Source organism: Halomicronema sp. CCY15110, assembly GCF_016888165.1.
GTDB lineage: Bacteria > Cyanobacteriota > Cyanobacteriia > Phormidesmidales > Phormidesmidaceae > Halomicronema.
Genome location: NZ_JACSWC010000425.1, coordinates 1 through 18,913, shown reverse-complemented (window position 1 = coordinate 18,913; position 18,913 = coordinate 1). Strand labels below are relative to the sequence as shown.

Genomic DNA, 18,913 nt, shown 5'->3' with positions numbered 1-18,913 from the left:
CGGAAAAATCTGCTATCAAGGGGTAGATTCTTATACGAGTATACGAGCCCAGTGATGTTGGTTGTTAAGGAATGAAACTTCGCTTTGATCAACTTAAAGAACTTTATGAAGCAATATTGGATGGTTGTTCAGAAGGAGATTTAAGACAAATAGCTTATTTTGGGCTTGGCTTCTCTCTCGAAGAAAAAGCTGGTGGAAAAAATTTTTCCGATACAGTTTTCGATTTAGTCGTTCATTGTGAGAAGAATGGCCTTCTTGAAACTCTTATCTGCAGCGTCTATGAAAAAAACTCGAACAACTCTAAAATTAAAAGTTTTTATGAACTGCATCTCCAGTTCCAATCCGAAGAGCTTGAGAAGGAATCAGCCTCTACTTTCAGAGAAGGGACTTATCAGTTTCCGAAAGTTGGAGACTTTGATCTTATTGGCTTGATGGATGATGTAAAACAAAAATTACTAAAAAGTGAATTCAATACTGGACTCATTGGCATCGCTATACCCTGCAATAGTGAAGAATTTCGACTTGCGTTTTGTGAACGATTAAGGCAAAGACTCGATTCCATGAATAAGGATCGAGGAAAATCCAAAAAGATTAATGCCAAGAAATTAGATCCAATACTCAGTGCGGATGACATTGCAAAGGTGATTCAAAGAGAGTGTAAAGGCCATCTTTCCAAGAAAAGAGACGTTATTTATTGTATCCGAATTAGTTCGAACCTAGAAAATGCTGAATATGCCAACAGGTTTTGGCAGGCCTTGGATAGGGAATTTGAGGACTTTAATTTTGAAAGCCGTCTAGTTATCTTCATGAATGGGGAGAACAAACCTATTTTTCCAGATAGTTCACTGAGATTTCCATCTCCTGAGTTTAATAGAGATCATATTTGGAATTGGATTGCCCCTATAAAAAGTAGTTCTAATTGGGGAGAATTCTTTTGGGAAGATGTTTGGATGGATTGTATGAAGGAGAAATGCATGCATCCAAGCGATGAGGATCTAAAAATCGATATTGTATATCGTTTTTTGGAAACAACCATTCAATTATTGGGGCAAGGTCCTAGTGATAAAGATGATTTTATTGATGAACTCAGATATAGGGTAAGCGCATGACAAGACGTGATATTGATACCTCTGTTAACTTTTCTACGCTTGTTGAGGAATATGACAAGTTGCCGGAATTTCAATGGATTGAAGATCCTGAAGCAGAGCTAGATGCTGAATCACAACCTAAGCAGAAAAAAGTTTTCAAAGAATTTTATTTGCCTGATGAGGGGCTAAAAGAAGCTGTCGATTTGGCGATCGCTCTAGGCCGCCCTTTACTGCTGCAAGGCGAACCCGGATGCGGTAAAACCCGTTTGGCTTATGCAGTTGCGTATACGCTAGGTCTCCCGTTAGAAGAGAGTTACGTCAAGTCTACTAGTCGCGCTCAAGACTTGCTGTATACCTATGATGCTGTTAATCGTCTTTACGATGCACAGCTTCCTCCTGAAGAGAGGCAGAGAACGCGAGATATAAAAAATTATATAGACTTAGGACCTTTGGGAAGAGCAATCAAGCGGGCTCAGCTTGGCAGGCGCTCGGTTGTTTTAATTGATGAAATTGACAAAGCCGATATTGATTTCCCAAATGATTTACTTTGGGAATTGGATCGTCTTGAGTTTCGCGTCACCGAAGCATCCGAAATGCATTTTGCTGTTGGTGATAAACCAGAGCTAAGACCCATTGTGTTTGTTACTCATAATGAGGAAAAAGCACTACCAGCAGCCTTTCTACGCCGATGCATTTTCCACTATATTGAGTTTCCTCAGTCACAAGCTCTCTTACAAAAGATACTAGCCACGCAGAATATTCGTAATCAGCCATTGAGTGAAAAGGCGACTGAGATCATTCTCAAGATTCGTGATTTAGATCTTACAAAACGCCCAGGTCTTAGCGAACTCTTGGACTGGGTTGGCTATCTAGAAGCCGTTAATGCCCCAGTGGAAAAATTAGAGGAACTGCCTAAGCTAGGGGCATTAATCAAAGATGAAAGCGATCGCAAGCGAGTGGTTGAGGCGTTTAGCAAGTCATGAGCCAGTCATCCCCTCTACCTAGTTTTCTGTGGGAGCTTTTTCTGCGATTACGTCGTAGAGGGTTTGTCGTTGGCCCTCAAGATTACGAAGCGCTTTTATTAGCACTCAATGCAGGATTTGGATGGTCGTCTCAACAAGCGCTGAAGGAACTGTGTGCTAAGTTGTGGGCGAAATCCTATCGGGAACAAGAAACGCTCTTTGTCCTATTCGACCAACTGGCTCCCGTTGAGGAAGCTTGGGAGCTTGAGAGGGATGTGAAAGCTAATAATTTATCTAGTTCAAAAGATGAGCCTGATTCGACAAGCCTTCTTGATCTTGAAGAAGATGATGAATCTGACCATAACAAAACTGAGTCAGAACTGCCCCAGGCTCACTCTAGAGGAGGTCTGCCACCAATTTCGCTCAAAGACGTAAAGGTCGCTGAGCGTCCTTTCGTGTTAGAGCCTCAGTATCCAGTGACTTATCGAGAGGTCGCACAAGCTTGGCGTCGTCTGAGAAGACCCACCCGTACTGGACCGCCTATTGAGCTAGACATTGAAGGCACCATTGAAAAATGCAGCAGGGTTGGTGTCGCCTCGTCACTTGTGATGCGTCCACGGCGACGCAATATCGCGAAGGTTCTCCTCCTCATTGATAGAAAAGGTTCTATGACACCGTTTCATGGTTTCTGTGACGAAGTTTGCACTGCCATGCAGGAGGCAGGACGTTTCGAGGAGTTACCTGTTTTCTATTTTCAAAATTCGCCTGCCGAAGGGGCTGATGATTCTGTTTTAGAATCTGACGCACTCGAAGATATTTTTTTCCCTCCGCTTGATCCCGTTTTGCCGGAAATTAAACCCGTAACCGAAGGAGATCTCTATCTCGACCCTGAGCTTTACAACTTAATCTCACTTGAAGCAGTTCTCAAAAACCATGCAAATGATGCTTCGGTCGTAATATTGAGCGATGCAGGGGCCGCTAGAAAACAATTCAACGCCGAGCGACTCTTGAATACAATTGCCTTCTTTAAGGCGCTTCGGGCTCATACAACACGGTACGTTTGGTTAAACCCTTTACCTAAAAATCACTGGGATGGCAGTAAGACTAAGAGTACGGCGACTGCCTTGTCTCGCCATATCCCTATGTTTTCACTCAATCGTAGAGGGTTGCACCAAGCGGTAAACGTTTTGCGAGGACAGCCATACACTGTGGAGAAGCCACTATGACTGAAACTGAGCAAAGAGAAAGAGCCGCAAGAAAGCTGGCAGAATATCGCCTTCAGTTTAGTGACTATGGCGATAATGCCATGCGGTTGGCTCAACATGCTGCACTGCCTGTAGCCCTGACGCCTGAACTGTTGCATCTCATCCGCATCAACTTCTTCCTTGATCCGCCTGAAGAAAACAATGGTAACTGGCAACCACTCCCGTACTGGATAGAGTTTGACTTTTTAGTATCGTCGCTCTGTGAAAAGGTTGACGAAGGGCTGTATGAAATAGAGCCTGCGGTACGCAACTGTTTGTTAGAGGACCTGGTTAAGACCTACAAAAATACTGACCGTGTCAATGAAATTGCGACTTTGCTTTGGCAATATACCGTTCACCATTCTGGTTGGGAAAACCGGGTTGGCCTTGAACGGGCTCAGCAGCTAACGGCACTGACATTTCTCGCACCTAATCAGGCTTCGGAATGGTTGGAACATGCTGAAGCTGAGGCTGCAAAGGGGAAAGGGGTGGAGCGGGAATGGTATGTGATTATGCGGCAAGGGATAGAGAAACAGCAACGCATGATTCTGGAGACAAAAACGCCCGAGGAAGAAAGATTCTCTGATTTTGATCTTGCTTATGATGAGGAAGTGCTTCGTCAAATCGATCACAATAATGAACTAGCAGAATCTCAAGTCTCGGAAGGTAATCTTGCGGGAGCTATTGTGTATTACAAAGAAGCTCTAAAACTACAAGAGAGACTGCTAGAAGATGCCCACCCCGACATCGTTATTACTTTAAATAATCTAGCTAATCTTTATCAGAGACAAGAACGCTATAGCGAGGCAGAACCTCTTTACCAACAAGCATTAACCATATGTCAACGTCAGTGGGGAGAACAGCATTTTTACGTAACTGAAAGTCTCAGTAATTTAGCCAATCTCTATCGTGATCAAGAACGCTATGGTGAGGCAGAACCTCTTTACCAACAAGCACTAGCCATACGTCAACGTCAGTGGGGAGAACAACATCTTGATGTAGCTGAAAGTCTCAGCAATTTAGCCAATCTCTATTGTGATCAAGAACGCTATAGTGAGGCAGAACCTCTTTATCAACAGGCACTGCTAATAAGGCAGCAACTATATGAAGGTGAGAGTCCTGATGTAGCTGAAAGCCTTAATGATTTGGCTATCCTTTATCACAATCAAGAACACTACAGCGATGCAGAGCCGCTTTACCAAGAAGCGCTAGAAATGCGACGACGGCTTTTAGGAGATGAAAGCCCTGATGTAGCTGAAAGTCTCAACCGTTTAGCGACTCTTTACCGTGATCAAGAGCGTTACAGCCAAGCGGAGCCGCTTTACCAAGAAGCGCTAGCGATGCGTCAACGGCTTCTAGGAAATGAACATCCATACATTGCCAAAAGCCTTAGCAATTTAGCAACTCTCTATCTTGCTCAAAGACGCTACGAAGAGGCAGAATCTCTATACCTGGAAGCACTCGCAATGCGGCGAAGCTTATTTGGTGAAGAGAATCGCTATACCGCCAAGAGTCTGAGTAATTTAGCGACTCTTTATTTTACTCAGGGACGCTATGAAGAGGCAGGGCCTCTTTATCGAGAAGCTTTGGATATACGTCAGAGATTGCTAGGCGCTAATCATCCTGAAGTAGTTGAGAATGCAAAACTGCTCGAAGAACTCTACCGACGGCAGGGAATCAATACTTATGAGACTGGCAGTTGGACGCAAGAAGACTTAGCTGTATACGAAGAAGAGATTGTACGTAATTCAAATCGTGATAGCGCTCAATCTCAACCAGATTCTGCAAGCTCTCCTACTAGAGACTTTTTCATTAGTTACGTTGCAAGCGATCGGCCTTGGGCAAAATGGATAGCTTGGTGTTTAGAGGAGGAAGGTTATTCTGTTTTTATTGATATCAAGGGTTTTCGTCCTGGTAGCAACTTTTTACAAGAGGTGCAACGTATCCAGTGCGAGAGGAGTTTGGTTGTCCTTTCTGAAGCTTACTCTAGGGCCTCTTCCGCTAATCCTGAAATATTGGCAGCATTTTCGGGAAGTTTACAAGCTAACGAGCGCAAACTGATTCCCGTCAGAGTAGAAGACTGTAAACCTACGGGTTTTCTGAGAACCCTTATATATGTGGATTTAGTCGATAGTTCAGAAGTAGAAGCTAAGAAGCAGCTCTTATCTGCTATCGGGTCGAGAGACCGAATGAGATCTCGACCAAGCTTTCCAGACGAAAATTCTTCTGAAGAACGTATCCAATTAAACAAACCTAAATTTCCTGGAAGACGTACAAAGCGTATTAATTGGCAAATTGTTATTGACTATACTCTTGAAAATACATTCGATCATGGGCGCTTTGTTGATAGTATCGTTGACCAAATCAGACAGCTTTCCAAGGATCGCAGTTTAGAAGAAGTTGATAGAAGTTGTAAAAATGGCAGTACTTATTTGACCTTCAAAGGAGGAGAGAGTGGATTTCGAACTATTGAGACGCTTTTTCGAAGTAACGAGTTGACCGAGATTAACGGCATACCGATTGAGCAGGTCAAAGCACTATCTGAAATAAGTAAAGTGAATTTAACACCCCGCGAACGCTTAGCTCTGAGTCGTAAAATTACTAGTCTCACAATCCAAGACTTTAACGACCTGCTGATACTGCTCAACCCGCCAGCAGGATTGATTCCCTCACCATCAGCATCACAGGGTGACAGAGTGTATGCATTGCTAACTTGGGCAGAAAGCACGACCGGACCTGGACTAGGCACAATTCAAGACGCTTTGAACGAAGTACTTTCAAGAAATGAAAATGAAATAGTCCCAGGAGAATACGATTTTATGCAACTGTCGAAGAGTCAAAGACGCGAGATTTATGAGGTTTTACTAAACTCATTTGATCAAAGCTCTCTATCTCGAATGGTAAGTTTCGAGTTGAACGAAGCACTTCCTAATATTGCAGGTGGTTCTGATTTCTCTGAGATAGTGTTTAATCTTATTCGGTGGGCTGAAAGAACAGGGCGACTCGAATCACTTATGAGGGGAGCACTGGCTGAAAATTCAAATAACCCACAGCTAGCTGAAGTCGCAAGAAGACTTGGTTTTGACTTGGAGAACCTGACGCAATCTGCTGAAGACAATCCCACACAAAGCTCCAATATTCCTATTGATAACCAAAACGAGACTTCTCAATCTAACAAAGAAGTGTTCATTTCCTATGCCTGGGGTGGCGACAGTGAAGCCATCGTCAATCAGCTAGATCAGGCATTCCAGAATAAAGGCATCACGCTAGTACGCGACAAGCGAGATCTTGGGTTCAAAGGACGCATTAAAGAGTTCATGCAGCGCATTGGTCGCGGAAAATGTGTGGTGGCCGTGATCAGTGAGAAATATCTCAAATCTGAAAACTGCATGTATGAGTTGGTGCAGATTGCTAAAAACGGTACATTTTACGATCGCATTTTCCCGATAGTCCTTGGTGATGCCAACATCTACAAACCCGTTCAGCGCATCAAATATATCCAGTATTGGGAAGATCAAATTGATGAACTGAATGAAGCCATGAGAACAGTAAATGCTGCCAATCTACAAGGCTTCCGCGATGACATTGATTTATACACCGAGATTCGAGGAACGATCTCCGGACTCATCGACATTCTCAAAGACATGAATACCCTTACGCCGGAAATGCACAGAGAATCGGACTTTGATGAACTATTCAAAGCAGTTGAGCAAAAGCTGGCAGAGTAGAGAAATTCCTTAGCGCGATTCAGGTAGCGCGCAATGATGAAAACTTTGGGACGGGTACGCCGCACCGGCTAAGTCATTCCGTCCAAAGTCAGGTTTGTGATGGGCAATACTCCTGACGAAAAACGTCCGTTAGCCTTCCTAGAGCAGAAGATATTATCGCTCAATGCCAACACCACTGCGGATAAAAAGTCGGGGTTCTTACCCAGAAACGGTAATATCATACCTGTGCCTTTGGCGTACGCAGCTCTCTTTAGTTTAGGATAGCTCGAATGACCTCGACTTGGATTTTGCTGGTTAGCGTTAGGGAATAAAGGGATATAGCAAAAGTAAGTTTATTCCCTAACGCTTTGTGATGGCTCAGCCTGCGACCTCAACGAGATGGTGCGCAAAGGTTAGCTGCCCGCGAAAAGCTCTGCTGACAATGTGAACAGGTGTGCAATCCGCTAAGATTCACTTCCGCCTCAGGGTTCACAATTGATCCAGAGAGCAGGTAGCTGGGGGTCGTAGCGAGCAAAAGCGAGGATAGGCTACCAGCTACCAAACCAATTACTTCAGTGACTTGTGTGAGATCTAGAACGATGAGCAACGTACCCCCGGTTACCCCAAAAATCCTGGAGACTCTACAACCAGTTGCGGTGACTCCCCTCAATCGCAAGCGACACTTCGGGAACTATGCCATGATTTGACGAGTTGGCAAGACGATCGCGATCGGTGAAGATGCCTCTGCTGATCTGGCCGTGACAAAGGATTCAGCGTGTGGTGGATAAAGCGGAATCAGACCTGGGAGCCAGTCAATAAAACTGTTAGGGTATATTCTTGACAAGAATTAGCTGTTTTGTTCCCTAACACTTGTTTGGGAACCAGTGCCGCCACCTGCAAGTGGTACAGGTACGTCGTCAACTCATGTTCTTGGAGTTCCCAGATGCAATCGCGCCCCTGAAAATGCTCGCTAACAATTGCTGAACCTGCTCCAATGACCTTTGGAGCCTGAACTTTATGTTGAATCGCCGCATGAGCTTCTCGATAAGGAAGGAAAGGTTCAGCAGGTGTGGCTGGAACCTGTGAAAATTGTCGCAACTCCTCCCACACCCCCTTCTCTAGAGGATCTTTTCGAGGAAGAGGGGGAACTCGCAACGGATAGTTCTTGACCGTGCGCCACTGGGGTTTATCTCCTGGTGCAGGCGTTGGCGCTTCTAAAAATCCCAGGGATTACCACCGAAAAGGTGCCATAGGCGCTGACCGAGGGGATCAGCTGTGAGTGCTGGAGATGGAAGACAGGCTATCACTGGAGGTGTCCCAAATTGAATGATTGGGCGGTGCCGTTAGCCGCCTTCATGGTTGGACTCCGGTTATTGCATTGGAAAATGTTGACTCAATCGCATGAAGCAGGGCAGATCGAAGGTGAAGAGAATCAGCCCATATCAAGAAGCCAGGGAACGCGGCGATATTTCAGCTCAGCACTCAGGCTGCTGTTGCATCTGACTCAGCACTGATCGGAATACACCAACAAACGAGGACGCGATCGTAGAGCGCCTCGGTGCGATCGCTTTCAAACTCTTGCATCCGATCCACCTGCCAACCTTCAAACGGAGGTGCTTCACTGCCAATTTCGGGCAAGCATTCGGCAGGCTCGGGCCAAGCCAAAGCAAAGTCTTCACTGCTGATGCACAGATACATCAAGCGCTGATCGCCGACTCGTAGCGGATTTGGCTGGGTAATGGTGCCATCAGGCGTCAACATCGCCACCTGGAAGCAGTTGTTGGTCGCGATGGACGGGGAATAAGTTTCAACGTGAGCAACCTGCCACACCTCGTCGTCCCAACGGCGAGTATCACCATTCTGCAAGGGAATCAGGCCGATTTCGAGAGAATGGCCCTCGTCTTTGTAAGACTGCGGTGTCTCTCTAGGACGCAGAAAAATTAGCTGGGTAATATTCATGGTTAAATCTCACTTGTGGGTAAGGTGATCAAGCAGTGAGCCCACTTCTTTGAGGGCTCGATATCGAAAATTGGCATTACAACAGGAGCCTCACCCGCTGTATGGGTGATGACTAGGTGAGGTATTGTTGTTGGTTCAAAATCTTGTCGTCTTGCTGATCGGTCAAATGCCTATCAGCTATCGTGTTCGTCCTTAAGACGTTCGGTCTAACGCAATTCGGACTGCGGCTCGAAACTCATCAGGTCGCGCTGATTGGCTTCCTGTAGATGCCGCATCTTTTTACGGTCTGTGGGGGCATTGGCAAGCGAGTTGTCGTTTTACCAGTTGGGTTAATGGCTGCGATCGCGTTTCTTAACTCGTTAAAGTTTTTTGTTTGCTGAAGCCGTTCCTCTTGCAAAACAGCGGTCATCTGCTCCATGCGATCGCTCATGCGGTCAAGATGTTGCTCTGTCTGCTGCCCCTACGCAGGTAGATTCGATATGGACAAGTCTGTCATTCGTAACAACACCATACGTTTTACAGAGTGTTGTGCATATGTTGAACACTATGCGGTGAGCATGCATCACATCTGCACCACATCTGCACCACATCTGCACCACATCTGCCACATTAAGCGGTTGCCATATCGGGGTGAGATTCGAGAGCGTCCGCGATCGCTTTGCTCAACTTCTGCATCTCTCTTTCTCGCGCAAAGTCAGCGGCGGCCCTAGCTGCTTCAGCTAAAACGACGGCTACAGTCGGTAGTCCTGGTTTGGTTTTCGCAGAGACGGCGTAACCCAAACTGCGGCAGAAGTGATCCCCCAGATTGGTTGCGGCGAGTAATCGCAGCTTGTCGGCATCATCTGATTGGTAAGCCGCGAGTGCTTCTTGATGCAATGTTGTATCAGGTGTCCCCAGCGTGTTCAGAATGGCTGATAGCGCCTTGTAAACAGCAGATTCGTTCATGATTTTTCTCCTAATCAACTAGCAGAGTACATGCTGGCTGTATTCGAGCCTGTGAGACCAGCCCGTCCTAATCATCGGGCTGTCCGTCTATTTCAAATCTTCTAGCGTCGTCTAAGGCTATTTGAACTCCGTAATTTAAGTCCCAGTAGCTGTCAAAATGCTGCCTAACAATCCTTGACAGAACTTGGATCATTGCCCCACGGTCTACGATTAATGCCACTTTGAATAAGACGCTGTTGTAGTCTGAAAACCTTACAACACCATAAGTTTGCTTATTCTCCTTCAATGTTGGGATATCTGGAACGCTGTCTAAAGGAGCTGTTCCAAAATCGGGACGTTCCCCTCGATAGGGAGACAGCCCTTCTATTGAACCGTCTCTAAGCTCTGTGTAGTATTCCGTTTCTGCCATGTTGCGAGCAGCGTAATCAAGTTTTGCCGCGTTGATGTAGTACTCGCGGTTCTTCTTGAAAAAAGCTGCAACGCACTGCTGGACTAAGTTCTTGTTAGCCCATCCAATACGATCGCTCGCCAAATTAAATCGCTCTCTAGTCACCTCATCCATATATAGATAGGCAACTCTGACGTCTTTGCTCATCCCGTCATCACTGGAATGCAATGACAAATTTTCGCATGTCATGGCAGTTGTATCCACCCCCTTGTGCAAAACGCAAGCTCAACTGAACTAAATATACAACACATTGTAGATTCTATACAAACATATGTTATATTTCTCCTAGTTCATACGAGCTCCAAGTGAAACGTATGCAACACATTGATGCTTTTCATAGGTGAGACATATGCAAAACGTACTCAAGCCGCACACTTTGGCCTCCATTGCTGCGGCTCATGGAGTTAACAAGAGAGCTGTCCAAGAATGGCTGCGACGGGCCAAAAAAGCCGAAGGTGCAGAGGTTGGCGAAATCATTGGCAAGACCCGTTACTTCAATGACGAGGAACGCGACATTCTTCTTCGGTATGCAGGTGAACCTCGTAACAGGGCTTCACAAGCGAAAGTTCCTGATCTTTTTGAAGCAGCAGTTTCGGTGCCTGTTTCCGTCGAGGTTGGTAACCACAGTACGCCTCTCATTCTTCCTGACCTCAGTCAGCAGTCTTACTCCCTAGAAAATTTCAGGGACAACTCGGTGACTTGCATTGATATTGATGACCCTATGGCTGTCGTCGATCAATTCATCGACCATGCAGATCGGTTGATTGAAGGCATGAATGCCGATATTGCCCGCCGCCAACAGAAACTCAGACAGTCAAAGAAGGCCCACGAAAAAGTTGCGGAAAAGGTTGATGACCTGAAGGCCCAAGCTCAGCATTATCGTCGCAAGTCTCGTGAGATTGCCTACCAACAGAGCGAGCAAGCCACCGAATTGAAAGAGTCGATGGAGCTGTTGCAAGACCTGGGAAAGCCCCAAGCCGTCGCCCAAAGCACAACCGCTTCGTAAATCTACCGCTTCTGCTGGGCGCGATCGCCCTCGCGATCGCTCTCCCCTTCCTGCTGTCTACCCCTCAAAACCATGACGACAACCACCCCCGAACTCCAATCCACTGAAACGCTCGACCTTGAGACCACCCTGCAAGCCCTAGTTGAACAACACGGCCTCGGTGCCGTGGGAAACGCGCTAGTCCAGCAACACGGACGCACAGCTGTGATCGCCGCGATGTTGTATCCCTCGCAGGCTGTTACCTACTCCACTTCGAGCGACTGATCAGCCCCAAACACACCTGCCAGCACTATCTCGGCAGTGCAATCAACCTGCTAGATCGCCTGAAAACGCACCAGAGCAACCCCGGCCCCAAGCTGCTAGAGGTTGCCAGAGCCCGAAAAATCCCGTTTGCCGTAGTGCGGCTCTGGCCCGACTCGGAAGCATAAGCGCGGCAGCTTGAGCGCCAACTCAAACGCCGGAAAAACGGACGGAAGCTTTGTCCAATCTGCCATCCACGGAAGTAAAACCCATGATTCATCTTCGCAAAATCAACCTTCGCCGCACTCTATCCACCCTGTCCGGAATCGCGATCGCGGGTGGCGCTGTTGGCATTATCGGCTCTGGCGTGGCTGGCCTGGTTGCGGGCAGTGAAGCCCAGAAAGACCGTGCTAGCGAGAGAACGATAGTGAGCACAGGGATTTGTGGCTTAGGTCTTGCGAGTGCGATCTCACTATCTATGTCCCAACCGGAGAACTGATCTATGCCTACACCTGAATTGAGCGAATACCAATGCTTTTGGATTGTTGCCAAGAACGTAGTCTCCCAAGTTTTCGACAGTACAGAGCTAGAAGCGGCGATCGCGGAATACCAATTCCGGCGAGAGCACGAGGAATCAGCGCCCCGCTTCTTGGGCGAGCAAGCCGACGAATCACTGCACGACCTGACTGACTCTGTTTTCAGCCCCAATCAGGGCCGCTAAAGCGTTGATTGGCCTGACCCGTTTATCCCCATCTACCAAAGGTTGGAACCGATGCAAACGACGACCACTAGAGCCCCTCGCCTAACGGCCCATCAACGACGCCTTCGGGCGATTACCAAACGCCTGGTGATCGAACTGGGCTATCTGGAGCATTGCCTTGCTGAGGGTCTGCAAGATACGAACGTGCAGACTGCTGCCGCTAGCCTTTATACCGCCATTGACTGCCTGAACGACCACTTACAGAGCTGAGAGCATGACGAGCACTGCTAAGCAAAACAACAACCGATCGCTCACGCTCGATGGCCTCAATGCCCTGTTTGCCGAGGCTGGCATCGCCATCGAGCGCAATGATGCCCTCTCCATCTACGAAGCCAGCTATCGCGGATTGGACTATCAGGGCAAAACCTTGCTGGACATCGGACGGCAGTTAATCAAAGCGATCGCGGACGAATCCTCCTTTCGCAACTGAATCACCGGAACTGCAATCACCATGCGACTCCCCCTTTCCTGGCGCATTAAACGCATTGACATCAAACACTGGCTCTGGCGCAAGTGGATGGCCCTCAAGTATCGCGCCCTGGATGCCTGGGACGGCTGGAGTGGGTTAGTGCGCTATCTCTACGACGCTTCCCCGGCCCTGATTGCCGGACAGGGCCTCGCCGCTGCGGTGATCATCTCTGCGGGGCTGGTGGTGCTGAACTGGCTCGCGCCCATCATTCACGCCCTCGCCTGGGCCTACTGCCTCACCCTGCTGGCGCTGGCGGCTCTCAAAGCCTTGAATAATCGCCGGAATCTCTAGACCCCTAATTTCAGGAGCATCCACAACCATGTCACAAAAACCGTTAGAACCCGCTGATCCGAGCTGGGCTCAAGCTCAACTGCCGCCCCTGCCGGAGACCACCAACGGCACCGCAGCGTTAAGTGAAAGTGCTGAACTGGTGGGATTCCTGGAGATTCAGCCTCAGATGGGGTGGAACAACACCCAAATCGAAATCAACTTGAGCCCGATGAGCGTGCTGATTGGCATGGTGTTGGGCTGCATCCTGACGATTGTGTTTCGGGGGTAACGGCTATGTGGAAAAACACCATCACCCTCCTAGCCTTAACCGTGCCGCTGGCCCCAGCGCTGGCGGTCGAATTGCCGGATGAGGCGACCTACCACCCTGATCAGCGCCAACCGCCTGCGGGCCTAGAGCATCTTTATGCCTACCGTCCAGCTTGTCGCCAGCTGGATCAGCAGCCCAGTGATGCACCGGGCTGGACGGCGTGGGGGCTAAAAGATCGCCGAGGTCAGTTCATGCAGTGGTACGGCCTGGAAGACTTTTTGCCGGATAGCGAAGCTTATGGCTGGCTAGAAGCAGCAGGCTTATGCGTGAAAAACGGCGCGATCGTCGAGCTGATCTCGCCCGTTGAGCGAGACCGCCTGCTGGTGGAGGCGAATGCCGTCCCGGAAGCGATGCCAGGAGCGCCAGTGGCGACAGCTTCAACCGCACCAACCGGGGATAACCCGTTTCAGGCCAATCGAGAGCGGGCCTCTCAGTTACTCAACGCAGGAGCAAGCAGCGCCCCGACTGGTGATGGGGGCTTTGTCGGCCTTCTGATGCTGGTTACTGTCATTGGCGGTCTCTGGGCCGGACATCCCTTCATCAGCAAGTTCATGCTCCGGGTGCGGGAGCTGGCCCAGGAATGGGAGCCGTTTGAGGATAACGAACCCAGTGCGGAGCGCTATGAACCAGCGGTGGTACCGTCCCACGACCGACTGGAAGCGGCAGACTCCCAGACTGCCGTGGAAATCTTGCTGCGCTCGCCTTCCGTTTCTCGCGCCATTTATGGCGGTCAGCGCAGCGGTAAGACCAACCTGGTGGCGGTCGTGACCCGCCAGTTGGCGGAGCAAGGTTGGAGCATCTACCACCTGAACTTAGGAGCGTATTTCGGCGGTGAGGTTGATGAAGATGCCCACTACTGGGCTCATGCGGTGCGTTCAGTGAAGGCTGACTTGCTGATTGCCGATGAGGATGAAGCTGAGCAGGCCGTCGAAGATTCGTTGGCACTCATTGATGCCTACCTCAAGGACAAAAAGGATTCGATCATCGTGGTCGATGAATGGAAGTTCGTGACGAATAAAGCCAATCAGTATGCTGCCCTCTTAGAGCCGGTCATGACGAAGCTAGCAGGCATCATTTCCGGGCTGGACTCGAATGGCGTAAAGCGCTTTAAGACCATCTGGACAATCGCCCCTGGGATCGTCGCGGGTTCGATGACTGATGCGGGTAAATCGGTCAAAAACTTAGGCCCGGTTCTGGTCGCGGTAAATCCGGCTAAAGCAGTTGACTGGCAAGGTCAAACCATCACGTTTTCCTATCCTTGCTTTGACCAGGTAAACAACAACTTAGGGGTGACGATTCCGCCGCCGCAAGGAAATTTTGCAGCGGATCGAATTTGCTTCATTGATGACAAGTGGCGACCCCTGGGAGGCGCAGAATTATCAGCCGATTTACCCCAGGCTCAGCAAGCCAATGTGGTCGAAGGGGTATCGGTTGGGGTGCCCGCTTCGCACCAAGAAACGTTTGTTGAGGAGGGGTTGTACCCTGGCCTGTCGGCTTTCTTGAATTGGCTAGAGGAGAAGCGGGGTGCTGTGATTAACTACGAGGCTTTTCATGCCGCTAATCGTTTCAAAGAAACGGGTCGGTCGCGTTCTCAATTTGTCGAATATTGTGACGCTGCTGTGATGAAGGGATTGATTATCCCCAAGGCTAATGACAAGTATTTCGTACTTCCGTAAGAGCACCCTGCGCCCACCCCGCTCCACCCCGCTGGGTGATTGTCGGGTGGTCGTCGGGTGGCTCGGGTGCCTTGATATACGGTCTTGGGTGGTCGTCGGGTGGCATCGGGTGGCGTCGGGTGATGCCGCTCGGGTGGGCCACCCCGCACTCAGCCGCCCCGCTGGGTGCTTCTAATTTTCGCTCACACAAATCAGCTCAATTACTAACAGGAATTATCACCATGTCTGACAGTTATTCTAGACCTGTTCCCAACCGCTCTAGGCAGTCTAATGATGAAGAAGCCAGGGCTTACCTCAACCAACTAGCAGCAGAGCATGATGCTTCACTGAGGGACATCAAAGCGGCCAAGCGTCGCCTGATTATTTTCCGGTTTCTCTATGTCGCGTCGGTGCTCATTATCATCTGGGATGCTCGTTTCACTTACGAGTCTTTCAATACCTACATGGAGAACCAAAACCTGGCTTTTGGTATTAGCGTGTTGATTGGCGCGGTTCAGATGGCGGTGAATGCCTGTGTGTTTACCGGGAATGCCAAAAAAGTGTTTCAACTTGACTTCAACCGCAATGGCAAAGTGGATTGGTACGAATACATCGGTATCTTTCTGCTGGTCTTTGCTGCCGTCTGTCTCTACATCGTGAATATCGGGACAAACCTGCTTGGCACCAATATGTATGGCGGCATGGAAATGGGGGTCGCCATTGCTCAAGCGTTCACGATTCCCCTGGAGCAAAATTTGCCGTTTTTGGCAGGCTTTCTGAATCCAGTCATTACGCTATTGGGCAGCTTATTTCCGCTGGCCTGTGCCACGTTTCTCTGTCTGGGTGATGAACTCATCACTATCCTGGCGGATCGTTTAATCGCGCTCACTCGTAAGAGTATTCCGGAACTGCGAAAAGCGGAAGCCATCTTGAAGCGGCGGATGGAAAAAGCCCGTGGATATGAGGCGGCTCTAGCAAAAGGCGGCTATGACCAGGGCTTGCAGGAAGGAAAGAGTATCGCATCGCAATGGTGAAAAACAGCAGACGCCAACTGGTAAAGCGTTACCGCTGGCGGCGGCGGTGGAACTCGATTTCCAGGGGCACCAAGCTATTAGCGCTGTTGGCGATCTCCAATGCCTGTGCCCCTGGCTTCCTGACGTTTCATTTGGTCTTTTGGGTGGTCGATTTTAGCCATGTCGCAAACCACATACCACTACCACACCCATCGACTCGATCTGAGTAGCCTACTGCCCCCTAAAAAGTGGGTGCTCAGAGCGGCGATCGCCTCAACGATCTTGGTGCCCCAGGTGAACCAGGCCATTGATGGTGTGCTCCATCCCAATTACGGCAATGAGCAGGTTGCCTTCGAGGCGATCGCCACCGAAGCGGCACCGTTTGAACCACTCACGGTCTACGCACCCTACTACTATGACGAGTCTCCAGCGGGCAGCTACGACCTCACGCTGGTCGATCCCGCAACCGATTCGGACTACGTGGGTGTCCCCGCGCCCTGTAATGGCACGGTGATCGATGTCGGCTACGACCCCAGGGGCTACGGCCATTTTGTTGATCTTTACTGCGAAGATTCGCACGAGTTTTTTGTGGCCCATGCGGCGGAAGTGTGGGTGAGCCAGGGCGATACCCTTCGCAAGGGCCAAGCCTTTATGGTGCAGGGGTCAACTGGGAATAGTACCGGGCCGCATCTGCACGTCGAAATCACCCCACCCGATGGCGATCGCACCAACCGGGCCAAGACTGAGCCCATCATGGAGCAGGCGATCGCCTTTTGGGAAGCAGGCGTCAGTCCGGTTGCGCCCATGACGGCAGCAGCCGGGCCACTGCTCAGTGACGAGGAAATCAAAAAGGCGATTGGGGCCGCAGAGGGCACCGTGGACTGGCATACGTTGGAGCCCGATGCCGATTATCAAGGTCACGCCGATCCTTGCGTGATTCGCGGCACCTGCCCTGGTCGCGGCACGAATAAGGGCTATTTCAGTAGCGACCAGGGTGCGACGCCGGAAGACGCCAACGCTTATCAGCTGGGCCAGATTCGCGAAGCCGAGCAGATTTTACAGGGCAAGGCCGTCGAGAAGTTTGGCGTCCCCCTCTCCCAAGCCGCGCTGATGAATGGCCTTGACCTTTACAACCAAGCTCCACTGGCGGCATTGGGCGAGGGGGGATACATCGACCGCCTCCCCAGCGCGGACCCCACTGCCCAGGAAATTATTGACGCGAGGGCCGCATCGTTCATTGATCCGCAAAGCGGCCAGCTTGACGCGCCTGGGCTGGGCGGAACGTGGACAAACACAGTTACCGACCAAAAGCGACGACAAGGCGCGATCGACCATGCCAAGAGCAAGCTAGACCAACTCCGAGAAGAGAGCCGCGACAAGTAGGGAGACAACATTTCATGCAACGCCTAGTTCTAGCCATACTCACGACCGCCACGATTTACGGGTGTACTCCGGCCCCTAATGCCGCCATTCCTGATTGGCAGCTATCGCCTGAAGTTAAAGCTGCCTATGAACAGCAGCAGGCCGATCCCTTGAGCGACGGGATTTGTTCGGATGGCAGCAGTCCTCGCCTGACGCAGGTTCATGGGTTATGCCCTGGTGATGGCGAATATCAGCCTATCGAGAATGCTCCCGATGGTCTCCTCGAACCCAAGCCTTCAAACCTGACGGATGACAAGCAAGAAGATCGGCTTTTAAGTAGGTGAACCGATGCGATACGTACTGTTCTTTAAAGACCAAATATTCCAAGAGACCGATAACCGCGCCTTGGCGATCGCTCAACGCCAAACCGGACAGGTGCTCGGCGATCGGCAAGAAAACAAGGTCTGGGATTTGCGGCTGGAGGGATTTGTAGAGTTTCCCGGTATCGAGATTCCGCCGCCAGCCACTGAAACGTACCTGGTTCAGTCCTTAAACGACCCGAATCTGTATTTGTCAGGTGTTTATTTTCCGCTTGGCGAGGAGATGCCTCTTTGGTCTGTGAAGGAGGACGCCAAGCTCATTGGTGATCGTGAGTGGGCGCATCGAGAGGCGAGGAAATTTAACGGTTGCGTTTGTTCGGTGAAGCTCCAGTCTTGTTCGCTTTCGCTTTGATGCTGAGAACTTTTTATGGAGGGCACAATGCAAGTCCTACCCGCCAACTGGAAAAAATGGCTGATTCATTATTGGGCGGGCCGCTACCCCGAACGGCTGGGCCATCTCTGGTCGCCAGGGAGCACCATCACCGTCTATCCGCATCTTGCCTATGCTCTCGATAACGGCAAGTTTGCCGCCACCGCAGGTAATCGCCTTTGGGATGAGACGGCATTCCGCCAGCATGTAACGGCAGCGACCTCATTCCCTAAACCGCCCAAATGGTTGGTCGTCCCCGATCAGCCGTTCGACCCGAAAGCCACGCTGAAGCTATGGCAACGCTGGGAACCGGAGCTAATCGACCTGGGCATCCCTCTGGCCTTTGCCGTCCAGAACGGCCATCGCCCGGAAGATGTGCCGGAGTCGGCCTCGGTGATTTTCCTCGGCGGCACAGACGAGTGGAAATTTGCTCATCTCTCTGAGTTCGTTGCCACCGGAACGCCTGTCCATGTCGGTCGGGTGAATGGGCGCAAGCTCTGGATTTGTGAGCGTGAGGGTGCGGCGTCAGTCGATGGCAGTGGGTGGGGCCGTGGCGATGTGCGTCAGCTTGCCATTCTGGAGCACTACCTGAGATGCACCGCAGGCGAGGCCGACCCGCCCGAAGCGCAGCAACTCAGCCTGCTCGAAGCGGACACGATCGCCGAGTCCTTTGCTCAGCGGTTAGAAGCGAAACGGTTTCCCATCAC

General features: G+C 50.1%; 22 protein-coding genes. 19 read left to right on the top strand and 3 right to left on the bottom strand.

The annotated features are described in order from the left end of the window. Positions 1–71 precede the first annotated feature (71 nt). From JUK32_RS23430 to JUK32_RS23415, 4 genes are read left to right on the top strand one after another with little or no spacing between them, the layout of a single operon-like run. Positions 72–1,109 carry an effector-associated domain EAD1-containing protein gene (locus JUK32_RS23430; protein WP_204141293.1) on the top strand — a complete coding sequence of 346 codons (1,038 nt, stop codon included), beginning with the start codon at positions 72–74 and terminating at the stop codon, positions 1,107–1,109. Next, complete coding sequence (locus JUK32_RS23425) at positions 1,106–2,071, top strand: MoxR family ATPase (protein WP_204141292.1); 966 nt, start codon at positions 1,106–1,108, stop codon at positions 2,069–2,071. Before JUK32_RS23430 ends, JUK32_RS23425 begins: the two co-directional genes overlap by 4 nt. Next, a complete protein-coding gene (locus tag JUK32_RS23420) occupies positions 2,068–3,276 on the top strand; it encodes a hypothetical protein (RefSeq protein WP_204141291.1) in 1,209 nt (402 codons plus the stop codon). The genes JUK32_RS23425 and JUK32_RS23420 overlap by 4 nt, the downstream gene beginning before the upstream one ends. After that, positions 3,273–7,022: a tetratricopeptide repeat protein gene (locus tag JUK32_RS23415; RefSeq protein WP_204141290.1), complete on the top strand. Its 3,750-nt coding sequence runs from the start codon at positions 3,273–3,275 to the stop codon at positions 7,020–7,022. The genes JUK32_RS23420 and JUK32_RS23415 overlap by 4 nt, the downstream gene beginning before the upstream one ends. Before the next feature lie 1,461 nt (positions 7,023–8,483). Here the strand turns inward: JUK32_RS23415 and JUK32_RS23410 are convergent. The 3 genes from JUK32_RS23410 to JUK32_RS23400 form a co-directional block, all read right to left on the bottom strand. Further along, positions 8,484–8,960 carry a hypothetical protein gene (locus JUK32_RS23410; protein ID WP_204141289.1) on the bottom strand — a complete coding sequence of 159 codons (477 nt, stop codon included), beginning with the start codon at positions 8,958–8,960 and terminating at the stop codon, positions 8,484–8,486. Positions 8,961–9,569: 609 nt separating this feature from the next. Further along, on the bottom strand, positions 9,570–9,905 hold the full coding sequence (locus tag JUK32_RS23405; protein WP_204141288.1) for a hypothetical protein: 336 nt from the start codon (positions 9,903–9,905) through the stop codon (positions 9,570–9,572). Positions 9,906–9,972: 67 nt separating this feature from the next. Beyond that, positions 9,973–10,500 (bottom strand): hypothetical protein, encoded by a 528-nt coding sequence (locus JUK32_RS23400; protein WP_204141287.1) that lies wholly within the window; start codon positions 10,498–10,500, stop codon positions 9,973–9,975. 202 nt (positions 10,501–10,702) lie between these two features. Here JUK32_RS23400 and JUK32_RS23395 point away from each other — a divergent pair, with 202 nt between their 5' ends. The 15 genes from JUK32_RS23395 to JUK32_RS23325 form a co-directional block, all read left to right on the top strand. Next, positions 10,703–11,359 (top strand): hypothetical protein, encoded by a 657-nt coding sequence (locus JUK32_RS23395; protein WP_204141286.1) that lies wholly within the window; start codon positions 10,703–10,705, stop codon positions 11,357–11,359. A gap of 72 nt (positions 11,360–11,431) precedes the next feature. Further along, the gene (locus tag JUK32_RS23390; RefSeq protein WP_204141285.1) at positions 11,432–11,623 is read left to right on the top strand and encodes a hypothetical protein; all 192 of its coding nucleotides are present in this window, start codon (positions 11,432–11,434) and stop codon (positions 11,621–11,623) included. Positions 11,624–11,870: 247 nt separating this feature from the next. Beyond that, the gene (locus JUK32_RS23385; RefSeq protein WP_204141284.1) at positions 11,871–12,098 is read left to right on the top strand and encodes a hypothetical protein; all 228 of its coding nucleotides are present in this window, start codon (positions 11,871–11,873) and stop codon (positions 12,096–12,098) included. Between the two features lie 3 nt (positions 12,099–12,101). Beyond that, positions 12,102–12,320 (top strand): hypothetical protein, encoded by a 219-nt coding sequence (locus tag JUK32_RS23380; RefSeq protein WP_204141283.1) that lies wholly within the window; start codon positions 12,102–12,104, stop codon positions 12,318–12,320. Positions 12,321–12,371: 51 nt separating this feature from the next. Continuing rightward, positions 12,372–12,569, top strand: a complete 198-nt coding sequence (locus tag JUK32_RS23375) for a hypothetical protein (protein WP_204141282.1) — start codon at positions 12,372–12,374, stop codon at positions 12,567–12,569. 4 nt (positions 12,570–12,573) lie between these two features. Continuing rightward, positions 12,574–12,789, top strand: coding sequence for a hypothetical protein (locus tag JUK32_RS23370; RefSeq protein WP_204141281.1), 216 nt, complete (start codon positions 12,574–12,576; stop codon positions 12,787–12,789). 21 nt (positions 12,790–12,810) lie between these two features. Further along, entirely contained in the window at positions 12,811–13,119 is a 309-nt protein-coding gene (locus tag JUK32_RS23365) for a hypothetical protein (RefSeq protein WP_204141280.1), read from the top strand. Between the two features lie 28 nt (positions 13,120–13,147). After that, positions 13,148–13,387 (top strand): hypothetical protein, encoded by a 240-nt coding sequence (locus tag JUK32_RS23360; protein WP_204141279.1) that lies wholly within the window; start codon positions 13,148–13,150, stop codon positions 13,385–13,387. Between the two features lie 5 nt (positions 13,388–13,392). Continuing rightward, entirely contained in the window at positions 13,393–15,102 is a 1,710-nt protein-coding gene (locus JUK32_RS23355; RefSeq protein WP_204141278.1) for a hypothetical protein, read from the top strand. Continuing rightward, the gene (locus JUK32_RS23350) at positions 15,077–15,277 is read left to right on the top strand and encodes a hypothetical protein (RefSeq protein WP_204141277.1); all 201 of its coding nucleotides are present in this window, start codon (positions 15,077–15,079) and stop codon (positions 15,275–15,277) included. The genes JUK32_RS23355 and JUK32_RS23350 overlap by 26 nt, the downstream gene beginning before the upstream one ends. 46 nt (positions 15,278–15,323) lie before the next feature. Next, complete coding sequence (locus tag JUK32_RS23345; RefSeq protein WP_204141276.1) at positions 15,324–16,115, top strand: hypothetical protein; 792 nt, start codon at positions 15,324–15,326, stop codon at positions 16,113–16,115. Between the two features lie 159 nt (positions 16,116–16,274). Beyond that, positions 16,275–17,477 carry a M23 family metallopeptidase gene (locus tag JUK32_RS23340; protein WP_204141275.1) on the top strand — a complete coding sequence of 401 codons (1,203 nt, stop codon included), beginning with the start codon at positions 16,275–16,277 and terminating at the stop codon, positions 17,475–17,477. A 14-nt stretch (positions 17,478–17,491) separates the two neighbouring features. Continuing rightward, positions 17,492–17,800, top strand: a complete 309-nt coding sequence (locus JUK32_RS23335; RefSeq protein ID WP_204141274.1) for a hypothetical protein — start codon at positions 17,492–17,494, stop codon at positions 17,798–17,800. A gap of 4 nt (positions 17,801–17,804) precedes the next feature. Further along, positions 17,805–18,188 (top strand): hypothetical protein, encoded by a 384-nt coding sequence (locus JUK32_RS23330; RefSeq protein ID WP_204141273.1) that lies wholly within the window; start codon positions 17,805–17,807, stop codon positions 18,186–18,188. A 27-nt stretch (positions 18,189–18,215) separates the two neighbouring features. After that, the coding region (locus JUK32_RS23325) for a hypothetical protein (protein ID WP_204141272.1) at positions 18,216–18,913 on the top strand (698 nt) is incomplete at its 3' end.